Origin of the sequence: Paenibacillus sp. JQZ6Y-1 (assembly GCF_040719145.1) — a bacterium.
Classification (GTDB): domain Bacteria; phylum Bacillota; class Bacilli; order Paenibacillales; family Paenibacillaceae; genus Saccharibacillus; species Saccharibacillus kandeliae.
Window position 1 is genome coordinate 899,917 of sequence record NZ_JBFDUZ010000001.1, and the last position, 20,411, is coordinate 920,327.

Below are 20,411 nucleotides of genomic sequence, written 5' to 3' on the forward strand. Positions count from 1 at the left end.
ATCCATTCTGAATCATGGGGGATATAGGGATGAAAAGAAAAGCGGGTCTGGTATTGGCAGCGGCATTGGCATTAACGACGGTATTGTCAGGGTGTGGCAATGGTAGTGAGGCGGAAGCGAATCAAACGTATGATCCGAATGCCAAGCTGAATTTTACATGGCTGAATATTTTGCACACTGCTTCGCCGCCGACCGATGTGGTCAAGAGCAAGCTGGAGCAGTACACCAATTCGGAGATCAATTTTAGCTGGGTACCGGATGCGTCCAAGGAAGAACGTATTACAACTGCACTCGCTTCCGGTCAGCTGGCGGATATGGTGACGATTACGATGATGACCAATTCCACAGTGCGCAACTCGCTCAAATCGGGTCTGTTCTGGGATGTCGGTCCGTATCTCGACAGCTACGACAATCTGAAAAAGATTCCGCAAAATGTGCGTGAGGCTGCTTCGATTGAAGGGCATCTGTACGGTGTTCCTTTTCAAAAAAATCTGGCTCGCTCCGGTCTAATTCTACGCAAGGACTGGCTGGATAAGCTTGGGCTAAAGGTACCGACAACGCTGGATGAACTGTACAACGTGGCGCGTGCCTTTACCGAGGATGATCCAGATGGCAACGGCAAAAATGATACCGTTGGCTTCGGTGATCGCTCCGATCTGCGGTATAGCAGCTTCAAGACGCTTAGCTCATACTTTGGTACGCCAAACGGCTGGGCAGTGGATGAGAGCGGCAAGTTCACACCGGAGTTCGACACACCGCAATATATGGACACGCTCAACTATTCGCGCAAGCTGTATGAAAATGGCTACCTGACCCGCGACTTTGCGGTTACTGCGAAGACGGATCAGCAGCAGCAATTTGCACAAGGACGCACAGGCATTTATACCGGTATGGTTGACATTGCCAGTTTGGAAAATATGTCACAAGGTTTGCAGAAGGGCATGGAGCTCGTGCCAGTCAACAAAATCTCCAATGGTGATGGACAGTACCATATCTGGTCCGAAGGCAGCGGTGTCGGCGGATTACTCGCTTTTCCCAAATCCGAGGTAAAGTCCGAGGCTGAGCTGAAGCGACTGCTGCAATTTGTGAATGATTTGCTGGATAAGGAAGCGTTCATGTATATGACCGGTGGTATTGAAGGCGAGCATTATGAGATTGATGCAGACGGTGCATTTAAGATTATCAATCAGGATAAATGGCAAGCTGATGTGCAGCCATTTGCCGCATCTCGTCCAAGCGAGGTTACCTATAAGCTCAAGGATTCCAATCCGCGCAAAGAGATGGCGAATGAGCTCATTCAGGAAAATGACAAATACGCTGTGCTTGATCCAACCGTACCGCTCGATTCGCAAACGAATAATGAGCAGGGAACCGAGCTGCAAAAGGTGATCACCGATGCGACGTTCCGCTACATTATGGGTGAGATCGACGAGGCAGGCTTTAAGCAAGCAGTACAAAGCTGGAAGGACGCAGGCGGCACTAAAATCACGGAAGAATATGAAGCCGCTTACAAAGCAGTGCAGAGTAAATAAAGCTGAGATCAAGAAAGGAGCAGAGTTATGAAAAAAGCTTCACAGCATGTTATCAAAAAAGCAGCTGCAATCGTAATCAGTAGTGCGTTCCTGTTGACTGCCTGTGGTGGTCAAAGCAGCTCTTCCGGCGAATACGATGCTAATTCCAAAGTGGATATTAGCTGGCTCAACATTTTGCATACGGCTTCCCCACCAACGGATACGATACTGGACAAGCTGGAGGAGAAGACCAATTCGGATATTACCTTCTCATGGATTCCAGACGCGTCCAAGGAGGAGCGCATCAACACTGCGCTTGCCTCCGACTCATTGGCGGATATTGTAACACTGACGATGCTGGACAATTCGTCAGTGCGCAACTCGCTCAAATCCGGTCTGTTCTGGGATGTAGAGCCGTATTTGAAGGAGTTCCCGAATCTGGCGAAGATCTCACCGGAAACGATCAAATCCGCATCGATCGGTGGCAAGCTATACGGCATTCCTTTTCAAAAGGATCTAGCGCGGAATGGTGTCACCATTCGCAAGGATTGGCTCGATAAGCTCGGCTTGAAAGTGCCGAAGACGACGGATGAACTGATGGAAGTTGCCAAGGCATTTACAGAAAAGGACCCAGACGGTAACGGTCAAAACGATACGACTGGCTTTGTGGATCGTAACGATCTGATCTACGGTGCATTCAAAACGCTTGGCTCCTACTTTGGCACGCCGAACAACTGGCAGGTCAGCTCCGACGGCAAGATGACGCCAGAATTTATGACTGACGGTTATATGAAGACAATGGATTATATGAAGGAACTGTATGACAACGGCTATATCAATAAGGATTTTGCTGTAACCGCCAAAACGGATCAGCAGCAAAAGTTTGCGCAGGGAAAAGCAGGCATTTATGTCGGCGCTCTGTTCGATAGCAAAAATCTACTCAACATGGCAAAAGGCTTGCAGGACAATATGGAGCTGGTCATGGTCAACGACATCACATCGACTGGTAATGAAAAGGATCGGGCAATCTGGGCAGCCAACAACGGCATCGGCGGCTTACTGGCATTCCCTCGTACCGAAGTGAAGGATGAAGCACAGCTAAAACGCATTTTGCAATTCGTAAACGATCTGCTGGATGAGGATTCATACGCGCTGATGACCTACGGTATCAAAGGCACACATTATACCGTAGATGACAAGGATGCTGCGACGATTACCAATACCGATCTGTGGCAGCAAGAGGTGCAGCCATTTGCAGCAAGTCGTCCGAAGGAAAGCGGCTATCAAATCCACGACGCTGATCCACTCAAGCAGGAAGCGGATAAGCTGATCAAGGAAAATGCCGACTATGCTGTGCTCAATCCGGCATATGCACTTGATTCGGAAACGTACAATACGCAAGGATCGGAACTGCAAAAGATCATTACCGATGCCACATACAAATACATTTTGGGCGAAATTGATCGCGACGGCTTCAATCAAGCGGTCGAAAATTGGAAAAACTCCGGCGGTAGCAGCATCATTACGGAATATGAAGCTGCGTATCAGCAGGTCGACAAATCATAGCAATCCATCACTGTTTGGAGGAGGCTGAATATGAACAATTGGGATCAGCAATCACAATGGGCGATACGAACGGCAAAGTCGATTATGGAGCGCCAGCCTTATCTGCACGAGGATCGGGTGCATCATGGCAAGTGGTCATATGATTACGGGGTAATTTTGAAAGGATTTCAGCTATTGTGGCAACAAACGGGTGATCCGGTGTATGTGGATTATATTCGCCATAATATGGATTATTTTGTACAGGAAGATGGCAGTATTCGCGGATACGCAGTGGATGAATATAATATCGACCATATCAATAACGGAAAGCTGCTCTTTATGCTGCATAACAAAACGGGAGAAGAGAAGTACCGCAAAGCCGCCGATTTGCTACGGCAGCAGCTGCAATCCCATCCACGTACATCGGAAGGCGCATTCTGGCACAAGCAGATTTATCCATATCAAATCTGGCTGGATGGCTTATATATGGGTTCGCCTTTTTATCTGGAATATGCGCTGACCTATGGCGATGCCGCCGATGTGGATGATGTGACCAAGCAGTTTATTCTGTGTGAGCGTCATACTAAGGATTCACAAACCGGTCTGTTGTATCACGCATGGGACGAGAAGCGGCAGCAGCCTTGGTGTAATGCGGATACTGGATTGTCAGAGAATTTCTGGGGACGTTCGCTCGGCTGGTTCGTGATGGCGCTGGTGGATGTACTGGAGATTCTGCCTGTGGAGCATGCGCATTATGAGGAATTGGAACGCATGTTAAACGATACGCTCACTGCGATTCGGCAGTATCAGGATGAAGAAACGGGCGTCTGGTATCAGGTGCTGGATCAAGGCAAACGCAAGGGTAATTATTTGGAAGCATCTGCAACGGCGATGTTCGTCTATGCGATCAGCAAAGGCATTCGTCTTGGTGTACTAGAGCCAGAATGGTTGAAAACCGCCGACTGGGCATACGCTGGCATGATCTCTGAATTTGTACTGGAAACGAAGGAAGGCTGGATTAACTACAACAAAAACTGTCAGGTTGCCGGGCTGGGCGGCGCCGATCAACGGGATGGCACCTTTGCCTATTATATTAGCGAGCCGATTGTGACGAATGACCAGAAGGGATTGGGTGCATTTCTACAAGCATGTGCCGAATACGAGCATCTGAGTCAGGAGCGTTCATCGACATCGGATATACAACGGGATTCGGTATCGTCGATTTCAGAAGCAAAGGAGCAACGCACATGACCGTGTACAACATCGACGATTATGGCGCAGCACGCAATACGGATCAATGGTCAACAGCCGCTATCTCGTCCGCAATAGACGCGGCGGCACGTGCAGGTGGTGGCACTGTTCATATTCCAGCAGGTACGTATCGTACGGGAGCTATACTCATGCAAAGTCATATTGAACTACATCTGAGTCCGGGGGCGGTGCTGTCATTCAGCACCGATCCGGCGGATTATCCAGCTGTCTCATCGCGTTGGGAAGGTGCAGAACGGCTCGTGCATGCGTCGTGCATTTATGGAGAACAGCTGACCAATGTTTCCATTACCGGTAGCGGCATGATTGAGGGCAATGGACAGACATGGTGGGATGTATTTCGCGATGAACCGGAGAAGCTGGACTATCCACGTCCCAAGCTGATCAGCTTTGACCATTGTAGTCGGATTACGATTCGTGATGTCCAGCTACGCAATTCGCCTAGCTGGACGGTGAATCCGATCTGTTGTACGAATGTGACAGTAGACAATATATCCATCCTCAATCCAGCAGATTCGCCCAACACGGATGGCATCAATCCCGAATCCTGCACCAATGTGCATATTAGCAATTGCCATATTGATGTGGGCGATGACTGCATTACGATCAAATCGGGTACCGAGGATACGCCTGATCGCGTCCCGTGTGAAAATATTACAGTTACCAATTGTACAATGCTGCACGGTCATGGCGGTGTGGTTATCGGTAGCGAGATGAGCGGGGATATTCGTAATGTAACGATCAGCAACTGCATTTTCAAGCAGACGGATCGCGGAATCCGCTTGAAATCACGGCGTGGACGCGGCGGCACGGTAGAGGATATTCGCATTAGTAATATTGTAATGGAGGACGTCATCTGTCCATTCATTATGAATTTGTATTACTTTTGCGGACCGCGTGGCAAGGATAAATATGTCTGGGATAAGAATCCGTACCCGATCACGATAGAGACACCGCGCTTCCGTCGGATTCATTTTGCCAATATTACTGCGCGTCAGGTGCATGCGGCGGCTGGATTCCTATATGGATTGGCAGAACAGTATGTATCCGAAGTAACCTTTTCTGATATTGATATCTCTATGGCGGAGAATGCGATTCCGGGTCGTCCAGCGATGATGGCGGGCATTGAGGACATGAACAACCGCGGCTTTTATCTGGGCAATGTGCGGGATATTCGCTTTAATCGGGTAACGATTGAGAATCATGAAGGTCCCGCCTTTTATATCGAAAATGGCGACGAGGTAGAGATCATCGACTGTCGCTCCCGCAATACAGCCAAGACGGAACAACTGGTGGAGCGAGTGACAACAGAGGTGACTGCCGATTCTCAAGGCTGAGCATTGCCGATTAACAACACATAGGTTACTTGTGACGACAGATGAATCCGTATCTGTTTTGTCGATGGTATGGATTCAGATATTCGTCGGAATGAATAGAGGACAGCATGATACGAAGCAGGAAAGGAGTCTGATGATGCACAAGGAGGATCAGCTGGTCAAGCTGCTTGGTGATCTGCCAGAGCCAACACCGATAACTGCGCAGTCTCTAGAGCATCGTATACACGATGGGTATCGACTAGATACGCTGCTGCTGGAATTGAATGGATTGGAAAAGGTCCCTGCTTATGTAGCGCTGCCCGCTGAGGGGAAAGGACCATTTCCACTTGTAATCTTCAACCATTCGCATGGCGGTGATTATACCAATGGTCGCCGAGAATTGATCCGCAGCAGTCCGTATTTGCAGCAGACGTCCTTTGCTTCCGTGCTGACCGGCATGGGCTATGCGGTTGCCTGTATTGATATGTGGTGCTTCAATGAGCGCGGCGGGAAGAGCGAGAGTGAAACGGTAAAAGAAATGCTCTGGCAGGGTAAGGTGCTATGGGGCATGATGCTGTATGACAATATGCGCTTGCTTGATTATATGTGCACACGCGAGGAGATTGATACCAGTAGGATTGGCACAATTGGTATGTCGATGGGCGGGCTAATGGCATGGTGGCTGGCTGCGCTGGATGAGCGTATTGATGTGATTGTAGACATTAGCGCACAGGTGGATGCGCAGACACTGATTGCCAAGCGTGGATTGGATCATCATGGCTTTTATTCGTATGTGCCGGGTCTGCTCAAGCACTATTCCACACTGGATATTCAGCAGCGTATCGCTCCGCGTCCACGTATGAGTCTGGTTGGTAAAAACGACCGTCTCTGTCCGCTGGAAGGCGTACAGCTATTGGATAAAGGGTTGCAAGCTGCGTATGTCAGAGCCGGTTATCCAGAGCATTGGCAGCCTATGATCGGCAGCGGTGGTCATATGGAGACGATGGAGATGCGTGCCGCTTGGCAGCCTTTTTTGAAACGGCATCTGGGATGATAGGACGTCTCTGGATGCTTGTCTTATACATGGATGAATGGCAACCCGCGCCCGGCAGTGATTTCCTTGTCGGGCGTTTCTGTCTTCATAGTAATAACAGCAAAGGAGAGAGGGCATATGCAATGCACGGTAGGGAAAGATTCCTTTTGTGATTATTCAACGATCCAGCAGGCAGTCGATGCACTGGAACGACATGGAGATCATGAGGTAGATACGCTGTTTATTTTGGAAGGTACATATGAGGAAGCGGTCATCATTCGCCGCTCGCGTCTGCATATTTATGGTCTAGGTCGTGTGGAGATTACGATGAATCGGCACGCGCGCCAGCAGAATGAACACGGGGAAGAGATTGGAACCTTTGCGACTGCGACAGTCTTTCTCGGTGGTCATGATCTGCTGCTCGATAATCTGATCATCAGCAATACAGCAGGGCAGGGGGAGGAAATCGGTCAGGCAGTGGCACTATATGCTCACTGTGACCGTTCTGTGTTCCGTCGTTGCACGCTGCGCGCGCATCAGGATACGCTGTTTACAGGACCCCTGCCGCCCAAGCCGAAGGAACGGGCGTTATTTGGCGGCATCGAACTGATACAGCAACATGCACAGTATCGTCAGTTGTATGAGCATTGTTATATTGAAGGCACGATTGATTTTATATTTGGCGGTGCAGCAGCTTATTTTGACCAGTGCCAGATTCATAGTCTGCGTCACTATAACAATCATTCTACCTACATTACGGCAGCGTCCACGCCAAAAGGACAGCCGTATGGCTATGTGTTCCACCGCTGTTATGTGACCGGCGATCAGGAGATTGCGCCGGTATATCTAGGTAGACCGTGGCGTGAATATGCCAAAACCGTCTGGGTGGAGTGCTCTCTTGGCGAGCACATTCATCCGGCAGGCTGGGATAACTGGGATGACCCCGACAATGAACAGACAGTCGACTACCGCGAATATCATCGTAAGAATGCAGCACTATGGCGCTCCAGCCGAGTCAGCTGGGCAGTCTGTGAGGTCGGCGAAGATGAGGATTGGCGTAAGGAGATTGTGTTTGACGGTGAATGCTTTTGGAACGGAGAGGAGAATATTCGTGTCCATTGTAAATAGTGGCGATTCCTCTAATACACGAACCAGCGGCGTGGTGATCCGCAATCCAGTATTACGCGGCTTCAATCCCGATCCCTGTATTGTGAGGGTAGAGGATGTGTATTATATCGCGGTATCGTCGTTTGAATGGCTGCCCGGTGTGCGCGTGTACGAGTCGCACAATCTGGTGGATTGGCAGTATTGCACAGATATTTTGACGGATCAGGTACATCTACAGGGCAATCCGAAAAATGGAAGCATCTGGGCGCCGCAGCTTAGTTATGCGGATGGACAGTTTTATCTACTGTATACCGATGTGAAAAGCACAAAGCGTCCATTCAAGGATGATCATAATTATCTGATCACCTCGGACAATATTCACGGTCCGTGGAGCGAACCGATCTATCTGAATAGCAGCGGGTTTGATCCGTCTCTGTTTCATGACAATGATGGCCGCAAATGGCTGCTCAATGCACTTTGGGATTACCGAATCACCGAGGGCAACAAATCTAGCGGCATTGTGATGCAGGAATATGATCATACGACCCGCCAACTGATTGGCGAACCGATCAAGCTATTCGACTGCACCCCGCTTAAGAAAACCGAAGCACCACATATCTATCAACGGGAGGGCTATTATTATCTGATCACCGCCGAAGGTGGCACAGGAACAGGGCATGCCGTTACCGTTGCACGCTCACGCAATCTGACTGGTCCGTATGAGGTAGACCCGCACAATCCGATGATGACATCCAGTGGCAATCCAGAGTGGCCGCTGCAATGTGCCGGGCATGGCAGTCTAGTAGAGACGCCTGCGGGAGAATGGTATATGGCGCATCTATGTACCCGTCCGCTGGAAGGACAATATGCGATTCTAGGACGCGAAACGGCGATTCAGCAGGTGTATTGGGATGAGCAGGGGTGGCTGCGTTTGAGCAGTGGTGGACAGTTGCCACAGATGGAAGTGCCTGCGCCAAGCGGATTTGGAACAGAGGTGACAATAAAGTATAAACGTAAGAAAGAACTCGAAGCTGATCCAGCCAACCAGATAGCTGAAATCAATCAGAAGACTACGGTAAATCTCGCTTCGTCCCGCGATTTTACCTTCACCGATTCCTTTGATCAAGAGACACTGCATCGTCAATGGAACACACTGCGCATATTGGCAGAAGAAGACTGGTGCACACTTCGGCAACGTGCCGGTTATTTGCGTTTGTATGGCGGCGAGTCGATTCAGAGTCTATTCAAACATCACATGATTGCCATCCGGCAGCGCGATCATAGCTTTCGCGCGGAGACAGCATTGGATTATGAGCCACAGCAGTATTTGCAAATGGCAGGATTGCTGCTGTATCTAAACGAGGACAATTATGTGTATGCCTGCGTCACACGCGAAGACGGCGGTAAAGGGATTCGACTGATGCGCTGTGCCGCAGATGAATTTTATGTATATCCTGATCTGATCGTAGTACCAGAACAGACTACGATTCATCTTGCCGTTGAGGTGAAGGAAACGATAGCCCGTTTTTATTACCGGATTGCTGAGCATGAACCATGGACAGCGCTGTATGATGAGGAACATATATCGTTTCTATCCGGTGGCTTCACCGGCAACTTTGTCGGCATTGCTGCGCATGATATGTATCAATTCAAAGGAAGTTATGCCGATTTTAGTTATTTCCAATATGAAGGACAGGAATCGAGGTAGAAAAAAGCCAACGCATATGACCATCCATTCAGGAGGGTATGCGTCGGCTTTTTTATTTTTTCTGCGATACACTGTAATAAATTCAAGCCAACCACCGATAATTAAAAAAGGAAGAAAAAGGATAAAATGTGGATGGCTTCTCCCCCATCCATTCCCTACAAACAATTGTGAACGAAAATCGTCGATCCTTGAAACTTTTTGAACTATTTTGAAGGAGAGTGATTGTTTTTTGTCAGGTTTGTGGTAGTATAAAAGGCAGTTGGGGGAATGAATATGCTTACAGAGGAACGTTACAACCTGATTATAGAGCGCTTACAGGCTAGCGGAATTGTGAAGTTACAGGAACTGGTCGATGTGTCCGGTGCCTCTGAATCCACGATACGCCGCGATTTGATTGACCTGGAAGGGCGCCACCTGTTAAGGCGTATCCATGGCGGAGCCACGCTACTGCATCAAAAAGGCGAAGAACCCGGTATGGACGAAAAAACATTCACAAACGTTCAAGAAAAAAATCATATCGCCCGTTTAGCTGCTCGTGAAATTCAGGATGGAGAATGTATCTATCTGGATGCAGGAACGACGACGCTGGCAATGATTCCCTATATTGAAGCAAGAGATATTACTGTTGTTACGAATGGATTATCGCATGTGGATGCCCTTGTCAGTAAGCGGATTCGCAGTTATTTGCTCGGCGGCATGATGAAAATGCTTACCAAAGCGATCATCGGCGGTATGGCACTGGAAAACCTGAATAACTTCCGGTTTGACCGCTGCTTTCTTGGGGCAAACGGCATTGATGCTGAGATGGGCTATACAACGCCCGATCCCGAAGAAGCGATGATCAAGCGGCGTGCCCATGAGCTGGCTGCCCATACGTATATACTGGCGGATTCCAGCAAGATTGGCGAAGTGACCTTTGCCCGCTTGTTCGATCTGCAAGAGGCGGTATTGATTACCGAAGTGGTACCGGAGCATTCGCGTCCGTCCATTTTGAATAAAACTAAAATAATCGAGGGATAAACATGATCTACACTGTGACATTGAACCCTTCCATCGATTATATCGTGGAAGTTGACGAGTTGAAGCTTGGCGACCTGAATCGCATGAAACGCGATCTGAAACTGCCGGGCGGTAAAGGCATTAACGTTTCTCGCATTCTGAATCAATTGGGTGCGCAAAATACGGCAATCGGTTTCTTGGGCGGCTTTACTGGTCATTATATTGATGACAAGCTCAAACAGGACCATATCGCTACTGATTTTGTCTTTATTCAGGATGATACCCGCATCAATGTGAAGCTGAAACACGGCGAAGAAACCGAGATTAACGGTCTAGGTCCAGCCATTAGCAGCGAGGAAGCGGATCAACTGGTGAACAAGCTGTCTGCATTGCAAACAGGTGATGTACTGGTACTATCTGGTAGTGTACCACCATCGCTAGGATCGGATTTTTACGATCGTTTAATTGCTGTCTGCAAAGAAAAAGGTGCGGAGTTCGTAATCGATACGACTGGCAAAGCCTTGCTGGAAGCATTGGAGCATGGACCACTGCTGGTCAAACCAAATCATCATGAGCTGGCTGAACTATTTAACGTAACGATCAACAGCCGTGAGGAATTGATCGGGCATGGACGCAAACTGCTGGATATGGGTGCACAAAATGTACTGATCTCCATGGCAGGCGAAGGTGCGCTGCTGGTGACGGCTGATGAGGTATATCATGCCAATGTGCCAAAAGGACAAGTGAAAAACTCCGTTGGTGCTGGCGACTCTATGATTGGCGGCTTTGTTGGTACGCTGGTACTGAACGGCGATCGTTTGGAAGCGTTCCGCACGGGCGTTGCTTCTGGTAGTGCTACTGCCTTTTCCGATGATCTGGCAGATCGCGCCAAGATTGATGAACTGCTGCCACAGGTGAGCATTACACGTCTGTAATTGCATAATGCGATACCAAGTATGGAATCGATAGACAGGATCTGCCGTATTGTGGGTAATGGATGTCAACGCAAACACCGGAACGTCGCAGCAGTATAACGGAATCGACCGGTGATATATATTAAGGGAGTGTACACAATGAGAATTACTGATCTGATGATCAAGGAAGTCATGATCATGGACCTGCAAGCTGTCAGCAAAGAAGCGGCAATCGACGAACTGATTGCTAGCCTGACTGGCAGTGGTCGCATCAATGATCCGATTTTGTTTAAAGAAATGATTCTGAAGCGCGAGGGAGAGTCCAGCACAGGAATCGGCGGCGGTATCGCCATGCCTCACGCCAAAACAAAAGCGGTTAACGAGCCGACTGTTGTATTTGCAAAAAGCAAAGCGGGCGTAGACTATGAATCGCTGGATGGTGAGCCAGCTCACCTGTTCTTCATGATTGCAGCACCAGAAGGCGCTGCCAACACGCATCTGCGCACACTGGCTGCGCTGTCCAAGCTGCTCATTGATAGCGATTTCATCGCACAATTGATGGAAACACAGACACCGGACGAAGTTGCTGCCCTGTTTGATTCCAAGCAAGCGGAAGCCGATGCCAAAGAAGAAGCAAAACAAGCTGCCAAAGCGGCAAAAGCAGCCGAACAGCAAACGGAAAATGCTCGCGAGCAGGAAGCTTCGTCTTCTCTGACTGGCGGCGAAGGTGCAGAACCATTCGTCGTAGCGGTTACCGCTTGTCCGACAGGTATCGCACACACCTTTATGGCTGAAGATTCCCTGTTGAAAAAAGCCCGCGAAATGGGCGTGAATATTCGCGTAGAAACCAACGGTTCCGAAGGCGCAGGCAATCCGCTGACCGCTGACGAAATTCGTCGTGCTAGCGGCGTTATCGTAGCTGCCGATAAAAAGGTCGATATGGACCGCTTTGACGGCAAACCGGTACTACAACGTCCAGTTAGTGACGGTATCCGCAAACCGGAAGAGCTGATCCGCAAAGCGATGAATGGCGAAGCGCCAATCTTCCGCAGCTCTGGTCAAGCTTCCACAGACAATGATGGTCCAACAGAAAAAACAAGCGTAGGTAGCAAAATTTATAAAGACCTGATGAACGGTATCTCTCACATGCTGCCGTTCGTTGTCGGCGGTGGTATCCTGCTGGCAATCTCGTTCCTGATCGAGCAAACAGCGGGTGAAAACAGCCAACTGTTCCAATTGCTGCAAACGATCGGTGGCGGTAAAGGCGCATTCTTCTTCCTGATTCCGATTCTTGCTGGTTTTATCGCGATGAGTATCGGTGATCGTCCGGCATTGATGCCGGGTATGGTCGGTGGTCTGATGGCGGTCAACTCCAACGCTGGTTTCCTTGGTGGTCTGGCTGCCGGTTTCTTGGCAGGTTATGTGATCGTCTTCCTGCGTAAGCTGCTGAAAGGCTTGCCAAAAGCGATTGACGGTCTGAAGCCGATTCTGCTGTATCCAGTACTGGGTCTACTCATTACCGGTACGATTATGTACTACCTGTTTGATCCAATCTTTGGCGGTATTAACACATGGCTCGTTAACGTACTGAATAACCTTGGTACAGGAAATGCTGTTATTCTCGGTCTGATCTTGGGTGGCATGATGTCCATCGATATGGGTGGTCCGTTCAACAAAGCAGCCTATGCGTTTGCAATCGGCGTATTCACATCGAGCGGTAACACGAACGGTGCGATGATGGCAGCTGTTATGGCAGGCGGTATGGTGCCACCACTGGCAATCGCACTGGCTACTACATTCTTCCGTAACAAATTCACAGAGCAAGAGCGCAAATCCGGTTTGACCAACTATGTGTTGGGTCTGTCCTTCATTACCGAAGGAGCGATTCCGTTCGCCGCAGCTGATCCGCTGCGCATCCTGACATCTTGTATTATCGGTTCTGCTGTTGCAGGCGGTCTGACGCAGTTCTGGCACATTAACCTGCCAGCACCGCACGGTGGTATTTTCGTAGCAGCACTGGCTAACCATGCTCTGCTGTTCATGCTGTCCGTTGTCATTGGTGCAGTCATTTCTGGTCTGATTCTCGGATTATGGAAAAAACCAGTTGCTCAAAAGCTGGCTGAACAACAAAAAGCAGCGTAATCCAATAGCATAACCAAAGAGGCAAGGGATGATTCCCTTGCCTCTTTTTGTTGTACTCTCATCATCAACGTCGAAACGGATGCTGTCGAATCATATCGACAAAATGACGAGCAGCCGCTGATAACGGCTCATGCTTGCGCGTCCAGATCGAGATCGTATTTTCCAGCTGAATCCCGTCTACATACACGCGGCAAAGAGTACCACGAGCAACCTCGTCCCGTACAATCAGTGAGGAAATAAAGTTCGCTCCATATCCAGCCGTTACCGCCTGAATCGCTTCATACAATCCATTGAATTGCAGCGGAATGCTGGGGGCAGGCAGATTATGCGTCCGGCATAGCGACAGCAGCCGCTCACGGGTCGAGCTACCCTGCTCACGCATCACAAATGGCTCCTGCATCATTTGTGCTAGCGAGATATGCTGATTCGCATACGGATGCTCCGGTCCAACGACAAACCACAGCTCATCTCGAAACAATTCCTCCATCTCCACCCATTCATCCGCTCGCTCTGGCACACCGCCATATATCGCAAGATCGACTTGCGCAGTAGTAAGCAGCTGTAAGGCTTCCGCTGAATTGGTCGTATGAATTGTCAGCTCTACCTTTTCATATTGTCGTTTGAAGCGAGACAGCCAGCCCGGCAGTAGAACATGTGCTGGTAGATAGGTGGCAGCCAGCGCAATCTGTCCAGCTTGTCCTTGCTGAATGTTCCCACAAAACTGCTCAATCTGTTGCTCCACTGCGAATAAACGAGCCGCCATTAGTGCAATATCCTCTCCAGCCGCCGTTAACGCAATGCCGCGACCAGCCGGTTGCAGCAATACGATACCCAGCTCTTTTTCCAGCTTCTTCACTTGAGCTGTGATCGCCGGTTGGCTAATGTTCAGCTGCTCCGCCGCTCGGGTCACATTGCGGGTAGTAGCAATCGTATAAAATAAACGTAACGCATGCAGATTCATCCGTATTCTCCTTTTCTAGAACATAACCTGTGCAGCCATTAAGTACGGCTCAATGCTCCAAGTATAGTGAATAGTCTCATTTAATCATAACTTTTATATATGAATAAGGCAAAAACATATATTATATTTATCTAAAAAACAGGTTTATGCTTATAGCAGAGGCAGACGATATCCATAACAAAGTCATCTCAGATGAGACAAACAGAAACATCGATTCAAAAGCTACTATCGTCGCCTACTATGAAGAGGAGCGTGAACGATAATGACACAAACAAAACGAAACATGAATCCAGCAGAAGAACAATGGTACGAAGTAGATCAATATGTTAACGACCGCCTTCATCTCAAACATGGGCTGTTCGAGCAAATTTTGGAACGTAACCGGAAAGCGAATTTGCCTCCGATTGATGTATCTCCAGCACAAGGCGCATTGCTGCAACAATTGATTACAATGTCTGGTGCACAGCGCATACTGGAGATTGGCACATTGGGCGGTTATAGTACGATCTGGATGGCGCAAGCTTTACCAGAAAACGGACAAGTTGTCACATTGGAGCTAGAAGAACATCATGCGGCTGTAGCACGAATTAACTTTGAACAGGCAGGCGTATATGAGAAAATCCAGCAGCGTACTGGCGAAGCATTGGATCAATTGCAGCAATTGGCTGACGAGCAGGTAGAACCATTTGACTTTATTTTCATCGATGCGGATAAACCAAACAATCCTGCGTATTTACAATGGGCACTGCAATTCTCGCATCCGGGTACGATTATTTTTGCGGATAATGTGGTGCGCGAAGGCGAGATCGTTGATCCACATAGTACAGACCCGCGCATACGCGGAGTAAGACAGTTTTACGATTTGATACATGCAGAGCCAAGATTGCGTAGCGTGACTACGATTCAAACGGTAGGCGAGAAAGGGTATGATGGATTTTTGATGGCGATCGTAGGGGAGAGTACACAGTCGTAAGTGACGGAATAAGAAACAAGCAGTAACAAACAAGTAGTAAGAAGCAAGCAGTCAGAAATAAGAAGCAAGACGTGATACGTAAGAAGTTATCAGACTTCACCAGAATTCATCATAATGAATACTCTTTAGAGGATGAATCGCTTCTATAGAGAGTATGATAGATAGTCAAATATAACACGTATAGATGAATAGCTAAGTAAAAAGGGTGTCCCATGCGGATACCCTTTTTATGTTTGCTTTCTCTCGTTTCCCTTTCAATTAGCTTGTGTTACAAGCTTTTATCACAGCTTCTTCCCGTACAATATCCATCAGCAAACGGCGCGATATTGATAAGTAATTGTATTCGCGGGGCATTAACAAACCAATGCGTAACGACGGATCAATCCATGGCAATTCCAGCTTCACCATTTGCCGATCCAAAGGAGTAGAACCAAGCACCACTCCAATACTACCAGTCGCTACGGCAAGTGCAGGCACAGCAGACAGTTGGCTAATTGTATGGGTGAAAGGCTGTAGCTTTAGACGGGACAACTCTTGTTCCAGCCGCAAATGATACAGACAGCTTCGACCACCAACTGTGAGTGGATATTGTTGTAGATCGTCTCCCGTCAGCTTGCCGCTCTGTGCCAATGGGTGCTGCTCATGTACGATACATACCATTTGTTCTTCATATAACGGTTCAAAATGTAATACATCCATAGCAGGCGGCTCACCACATATCGCTAGCTCTATACGCCCGTCGCGCAATAATTGTGCCAACGCATCGGTATTGGCGATTGTCAGCTCACATTGAATCCCCGGCTTATGCTGGGCAAAGCGCTGCATTACCGCAGGCAGTAGTGTTGTACAGGTACTTTCGATCATCCCGATTCGCAACACTCCACGTTCTTCCTGCTGCAATTGCTGTGCCTGATCTTGTACATACTGCCAATGAGCAATCAGACGATCGACCTCGGCTGCATAGATTTTACCTGCTTCGGTTAGCTCCGCATCCCATCCACGCTTGAATAACTGAATACCAAGCTCCTTTTCTAAACGCTGAATATGATTGGTGACGGTGGATTGTGCGTAATGAAGCTGGTCTGCCGCTCGCGAGAAGGTTCCTTCCTGAATGACCGTGCGAAAGGTCGTTAATTCCTTCAAATCCATGATTATATCTCCATTCGATAAATTGAATTATTTTTTCATATTTTTCAATTATACGAATGAAGTGGAGCGATGTACACTTATTCATAGACCTATTGCTTTAGCATGCGAAGTACATTCTATACTCAAGACAGGAGATGACGGATATGCCATTTATACGAATCGATTATCGTAAGCAAGCATATACCAACGAGCAACTCAAACACATTAGTGAGGGATTAATGCAGGCATTGCAGGAGCATTTTTATGTGCCGGATAACGATTATTTTCAGGTGTTTCATGCGCATGAGTTAGAGCAATTCATGTACGATGATCGCTATCTCGATGTGGAGCGTAGTGATCGATTGGTATACATTCAGATTACGCTCGGTTCAGGGCGCAGGGTGGAGCAGAAGAAGGCATTTTATAAGCGTGCTGCCGAATTATTAGCGCAGCAGGCGGGTGTACGTAAGCAGGATGTGTTTATCGTCTTGGTAGAGACGGAGCTACAGGATTGGAGCTTTGGCAATGGTGATGCACAGATGATTGATCGCCCTTTGACCGCTCTCAATCGTCAGCAACAGACATCCGCTGCTAGCCATATCACCCAAAAGCAAGCACAAGCAGCACCAGTCTCTGATGTGCAGCAGGTATATGGCGAACTGGCGCCTGATTTTGCACGTTATAGTGAAGAGGTATTGTTTGGTGATCTATGGCGAAATCCAGAGCTAAGTCCGCGTGAACGCAGCTTACTGACTATTGCAGCTCTCGTTACAGGTCGTCATACGAGTCAATTGCCGTATCATATCCATCTCGCTCGACAACATGGCTTGAATTCGACCGAGCTTGCTGCCGCGATGACTCATCTGGCATTTTACGCAGGCTGGCCTGCCGCTGCCGCCGGATTGCTCGTGCTAAAAGAGCAAATATAATTGAATCTGTAGCACCGTTATGCAGGTATGACGAAAATGGACTCTTCCCATACTAAGCTGCTTCTTCAATCTACAATACGAGACGTATCACAAAAGCCGCCCTATCCAGGACGGCTTTTTAATCGATTCATCTGTTCATACGTATATATGCTGCTACTATCCTTGTACTATATATAGCACCATAAAATAACTTACAGTCGCGTGTTCCCATGGTCATCCATCTCGTTATCTTGCCATTGCAATACATGCGGTGGCAGACTTCATTCACTTGAGTAGTTGGATTTCAAACGAAGCGTCAGTACAAAGGCAATCAACAAAATGATACAGCCTGCCACTAAGGGAGCGAATATATGAAAATCAAATAAACTTCCCGCCAATAGTGGACCTATAATATTACCCAAGCTCATATACGCATTATTCATACCCGCCACATAGCCTTGTTCCGTTCCAGCCATCTTGGATAAATGTGTATATAAAGCGGGTCGCAGCATAGCAGTAGCAAAGAAAATCGTAGAAGTCAGCAGCAAAATGCTCCAAAAATCGGTTGCCAGCAGTAGCACAATATACGCCAGTGAGGTTGCTAGTAGACAGGCTTTGATCGTTCTTTGTTCACCAAACCGTTTCAGCGTTCGCGCAACAAGGAATGCCTGCATCACAACGCCAATGATAGCTCCGGTTGTCAAAAGAACGGCGATCTGCTGCGGTGAGAATTGGAAACGTTTCGTTACATATAGCCCAAGCACCGATTCAAAATTAGCCAACCCAAATGTCATCACCAGCACAAGAATGAAGAACGGCGTATACGGTGATTGCAGTGATTTTACATATTGTTTTCGCAGGGATTCTTGCGGAGTACGGTTGGCTCGAGCCGCTTGTCGCTGCTGCTTGGATACACTTTCTGGCAAACAGACGATGGAAAATACAACACCGATCATCGCCGCACCTGCTGCTACCCATAGTGGAACTCGTGTGCCATATTGAGCAAGCATACAGCCAAGACCAGGCCCAATCACAAATCCGGCTGACATGGCAGCACTTAACAAACCATTTCCTCTGGCACGCTGCTCAGTCGTTGTAATATCAGCCACATACGCCATCATGGGAGGTACGATAAGAGCTGCTGCCACACCTTCCAGCAATCTCGAGACGTAGAGCATCCATAGCACATCGCCAATCGCAAATATCCATTTGGCGACCGCGAATACAATAATACCAGTCACGATGAATCGTTTCCGTCCGAAGCGATCAGATTGTCGTCCCGTCAGGGGAGAAAGGAGAAACTGTGTGATTCCATAAGCTGCTACTAACAGTCCAATCGCTTGCCCGCTAGCGCCAAATTCGATAATGAGCTGTGGCAAGATGGGGGTAATGAGTCCAACGCCTACCATCACAATAAACATATTGATCATAAGAATGGCGAGTATGCCATTCGGGTTTTTCAATGTAAACATATAGAGACCTCCTGTTTATACGCAATCGTTTTACGGTTCGTATGCTTATCTGCATCTGTACGACGGCATGCAAAAAAACCTCCATATCCAAACATGGATAGGAGGCAGGCATACGAATAGTAAGACAGACTGCTCTTTTTAAGAGGCAGCCGCAGTCTACTATTGCTATAAAAAGCCATACTAATCCTATCCGCACATTCGTAATATTACAAACGAAATGTTTGATTACGGAAATAGGATTAGTAGATCATTGGCTTGAAGTCACCCTTTCGGTATGTGTTGTTTCTAGCATATCATCGTCTCGATAGATTGTATATGACATTGTATCAAGCCAGAACCACAGATAGCCTTGTGACTCCAGCCAAGACATTATAGAAAACAACTGCCAATGGAAGGGCAAAGCTATTTAAAATAACGTACCTACACGCTTCTCTAAGAATTGATCAACAGCGTTTGTGCTTTTTCCACCGCTTTGTTCTACTAGCTTCATCAGATCGGACAAATTGGTCAATATTTTACTGCCCTTAATCTGCTGAGCACTATAGTTGTTCAGCAGCTTGCGATACTCTTGATAAAACTGTGGATCAATCTCTAACGTTTGAGAGTCAAAGATCGGAGTATTGTCAGATCCATAAAAAATATAATACTGGCTCAGTCGATATTCTTGCTCAACGGCGGCTCGTCGATTAGATACCGCATACTTGTTCAGAAAAGCTTCCTTAGCCAGCCCGCGTTGTACCAGATCAGTCGGTGCAATAATAATACCCGCATCACTCGTCGTGGGTTGCTTTGCTTCGGCTGACATGATTTGGATATAATCTCGAATGTCGGGACGAATAAAAGCAAAGAACGGGCTGAATGCTGGATAATCAATGATTGGGTAAAAGATGCCTTCGCTCGTTTCTAGACGATAGCCCATATCCGCTAGCATTTGCATTGCTTGTCGATCTGCTGCATTCGACATTAGAGATACGGCTTGCCGCATCGTCATACCCCACTTGTATTTCCTCATGAGTGCATCTTGCACCGACTCGCGATAGATCAAGTCTTCCGCATACGCAAAGTGTGTATTGTACGCATTTTCCAGTTGTAGCACAGCCATGCTTGCGCGATTCGTATCAAACTGTTGAATACGATTCACCAGTGTGGCACGCGCCAGACCGAGAGTAGAGGGCTTTTGCAAACGCTGTACGAATAGATTGTACGATTGCTGTGCTGTTGCAGCGCTAACTGTTTGCTTTTCTGTAGATGTTGTAGCTGAAGAAGTCGTAGCTGCTGCATGTACAGGATTGAGCAGTGAGGACGGTAAGCATAAGCTGGTAGTTAATAATACCGATGTGAGCATCACTGCTGTCATTGGAGCAGCGTACATATATGACTTGGAACGGAACGCTTGTACTCTCTTTGTTTTACGTTTCATCAAAT

Annotated in this window: 16 protein-coding genes; 12 read left to right on the forward strand and 4 right to left on the reverse strand. The window is 47.9% G+C overall.

Going from position 1 to position 20,411, the window contains the following annotated elements; all coding sequences use genetic code 11:
* Positions 1-29 precede the first annotated feature (29 nt).
* The 10 genes from ABXR35_RS03930 to ABXR35_RS03975 all read left to right on the forward strand — a co-directional run bounded on the left by ABXR35_RS03930 (position 30) and on the right by ABXR35_RS03975 (position 13,544).
* Complete coding sequence (locus tag ABXR35_RS03930) at positions 30-1,532, forward strand: extracellular solute-binding protein (protein WP_367055726.1); 1,503 nt, start codon at positions 30-32, stop codon at positions 1,530-1,532.
* A 27-nt stretch (positions 1,533-1,559) separates the two neighbouring features.
* A complete protein-coding gene (locus tag ABXR35_RS03935) occupies positions 1,560-3,077 on the forward strand; it encodes an extracellular solute-binding protein (RefSeq protein WP_367055729.1) in 1,518 nt (505 codons plus the stop codon).
* 30 nt (positions 3,078-3,107) lie between these two features.
* Positions 3,108-4,307 (forward strand): glycoside hydrolase family 88/105 protein, encoded by a 1,200-nt coding sequence (locus tag ABXR35_RS03940; RefSeq protein ID WP_367055732.1) that lies wholly within the window; start codon positions 3,108-3,110, stop codon positions 4,305-4,307.
* Positions 4,304-5,662: a glycoside hydrolase family 28 protein gene (locus tag ABXR35_RS03945; RefSeq protein ID WP_367055735.1), complete on the forward strand. Its 1,359-nt coding sequence runs from the start codon at positions 4,304-4,306 to the stop codon at positions 5,660-5,662. Before ABXR35_RS03940 ends, ABXR35_RS03945 begins: the two co-directional genes overlap by 4 nt.
* A 136-nt stretch (positions 5,663-5,798) precedes the next feature.
* Positions 5,799-6,695, forward strand: coding sequence for a dienelactone hydrolase family protein (locus ABXR35_RS03950; RefSeq protein WP_367061157.1), 897 nt, complete (start codon positions 5,799-5,801; stop codon positions 6,693-6,695).
* A gap of 117 nt (positions 6,696-6,812) precedes the next feature.
* Positions 6,813-7,802 carry a pectinesterase family protein gene (locus ABXR35_RS03955; protein WP_367055738.1) on the forward strand — a complete coding sequence of 330 codons (990 nt, stop codon included), beginning with the start codon at positions 6,813-6,815 and terminating at the stop codon, positions 7,800-7,802.
* Between the two features lie 31 nt (positions 7,803-7,833).
* Positions 7,834-9,489 (forward strand): glycoside hydrolase family 43 protein, encoded by a 1,656-nt coding sequence (locus ABXR35_RS03960; protein WP_367061160.1) that lies wholly within the window; start codon positions 7,834-7,836, stop codon positions 9,487-9,489.
* A gap of 273 nt (positions 9,490-9,762) precedes the next feature.
* Positions 9,763-10,509: a DeoR/GlpR family DNA-binding transcription regulator gene (locus ABXR35_RS03965; protein ID WP_367055741.1), complete on the forward strand. Its 747-nt coding sequence runs from the start codon at positions 9,763-9,765 to the stop codon at positions 10,507-10,509.
* A 2-nt stretch (positions 10,510-10,511) separates the two neighbouring features.
* Positions 10,512-11,423, forward strand: a complete 912-nt coding sequence (pfkB, locus tag ABXR35_RS03970; protein ID WP_367055744.1) for a 1-phosphofructokinase — start codon at positions 10,512-10,514, stop codon at positions 11,421-11,423.
* A 138-nt stretch (positions 11,424-11,561) separates the two neighbouring features.
* A complete protein-coding gene (locus ABXR35_RS03975) occupies positions 11,562-13,544 on the forward strand; it encodes a PTS fructose transporter subunit IIABC (RefSeq protein WP_367055747.1) in 1,983 nt (660 codons plus the stop codon).
* A 64-nt stretch (positions 13,545-13,608) separates the two neighbouring features.
* On the opposite strand, the gene ABXR35_RS03980 is transcribed toward ABXR35_RS03975, so the two are convergent.
* Entirely contained in the window at positions 13,609-14,505 is an 897-nt protein-coding gene (locus ABXR35_RS03980; RefSeq protein WP_367055750.1) for a LysR family transcriptional regulator, read from the reverse strand.
* A gap of 262 nt (positions 14,506-14,767) precedes the next feature.
* On the opposite strand from ABXR35_RS03980, the gene ABXR35_RS03985 reads away from it, so the two are divergent.
* Positions 14,768-15,478 carry an O-methyltransferase gene (locus ABXR35_RS03985; RefSeq protein WP_367055753.1) on the forward strand — a complete coding sequence of 237 codons (711 nt, stop codon included), beginning with the start codon at positions 14,768-14,770 and terminating at the stop codon, positions 15,476-15,478.
* 258 nt (positions 15,479-15,736) lie between these two features.
* On the opposite strand, the gene ABXR35_RS03990 is transcribed toward ABXR35_RS03985, so the two are convergent.
* Positions 15,737-16,627 carry a LysR family transcriptional regulator gene (locus ABXR35_RS03990; protein ID WP_367055755.1) on the reverse strand — a complete coding sequence of 297 codons (891 nt, stop codon included), beginning with the start codon at positions 16,625-16,627 and terminating at the stop codon, positions 15,737-15,739.
* 143 nt (positions 16,628-16,770) lie between these two features.
* On the opposite strand from ABXR35_RS03990, the gene ABXR35_RS03995 reads away from it, so the two are divergent.
* Positions 16,771-17,535, forward strand: a complete 765-nt coding sequence (locus ABXR35_RS03995; RefSeq protein ID WP_367055758.1) for a tautomerase family protein — start codon at positions 16,771-16,773, stop codon at positions 17,533-17,535.
* Between the two features lie 260 nt (positions 17,536-17,795).
* Here ABXR35_RS03995 and ABXR35_RS04000 read toward each other — a convergent pair whose 3' ends face one another.
* Together ABXR35_RS04000 and ABXR35_RS04005 are read right to left on the reverse strand one after the other, a co-directional pair.
* Positions 17,796-18,986 (reverse strand): MFS transporter, encoded by a 1,191-nt coding sequence (locus ABXR35_RS04000; protein WP_367055761.1) that lies wholly within the window; start codon positions 18,984-18,986, stop codon positions 17,796-17,798.
* Positions 18,987-19,392: 406 nt separating this feature from the next.
* Positions 19,393-20,406 carry a hypothetical protein gene (locus tag ABXR35_RS04005; RefSeq protein WP_367055763.1) on the reverse strand — a complete coding sequence of 338 codons (1,014 nt, stop codon included), beginning with the start codon at positions 20,404-20,406 and terminating at the stop codon, positions 19,393-19,395.
* Positions 20,407-20,411 lie beyond the last annotated feature (5 nt).

Bases quoted from the DNA above. Each gene is read 5' to 3' on its own strand.
- ABXR35_RS03950 (WP_367061157.1), top strand. From the start codon at position 5,799: ATGCACAAGGAGGATCAGCTGGTCAAGCTGCTTGGTGATCTGCCAGAG.
- ABXR35_RS04005 (WP_367055763.1), bottom strand. From the start codon at position 20,406: ATGAAACGTAAAACAAAGAGAGTACAAGCGTTCCGTTCCAAGTCATAT.
- ABXR35_RS03935 (WP_367055729.1), top strand. From the start codon at position 1,560: ATGAAAAAAGCTTCACAGCATGTTATCAAAAAAGCAGCTGCAATCGTA.
- ABXR35_RS03945 (WP_367055735.1), top strand. From the start codon at position 4,304: ATGACCGTGTACAACATCGACGATTATGGCGCAGCACGCAATACGGAT.
- ABXR35_RS03980 (WP_367055750.1), bottom strand. From the start codon at position 14,505: ATGAATCTGCATGCGTTACGTTTATTTTATACGATTGCTACTACCCGC.
- ABXR35_RS03930 (WP_367055726.1), top strand. From the start codon at position 30: ATGAAAAGAAAAGCGGGTCTGGTATTGGCAGCGGCATTGGCATTAACG.
- ABXR35_RS03990 (WP_367055755.1), bottom strand. From the start codon at position 16,627: ATGGATTTGAAGGAATTAACGACCTTTCGCACGGTCATTCAGGAAGGA.
- ABXR35_RS03955 (WP_367055738.1), top strand. From the start codon at position 6,813: ATGCAATGCACGGTAGGGAAAGATTCCTTTTGTGATTATTCAACGATC.
- ABXR35_RS03995 (WP_367055758.1), top strand. From the start codon at position 16,771: ATGCCATTTATACGAATCGATTATCGTAAGCAAGCATATACCAACGAG.
- ABXR35_RS03985 (WP_367055753.1), top strand. From the start codon at position 14,768: ATGACACAAACAAAACGAAACATGAATCCAGCAGAAGAACAATGGTAC.
- ABXR35_RS04000 (WP_367055761.1), bottom strand. From the start codon at position 18,986: ATGTTTACATTGAAAAACCCGAATGGCATACTCGCCATTCTTATGATC.
- pfkB (WP_367055744.1), top strand. From the start codon at position 10,512: ATGATCTACACTGTGACATTGAACCCTTCCATCGATTATATCGTGGAA.
- ABXR35_RS03975 (WP_367055747.1), top strand. From the start codon at position 11,562: ATGAGAATTACTGATCTGATGATCAAGGAAGTCATGATCATGGACCTG.
- ABXR35_RS03965 (WP_367055741.1), top strand. From the start codon at position 9,763: ATGCTTACAGAGGAACGTTACAACCTGATTATAGAGCGCTTACAGGCT.
- ABXR35_RS03940 (WP_367055732.1), top strand. From the start codon at position 3,108: ATGAACAATTGGGATCAGCAATCACAATGGGCGATACGAACGGCAAAG.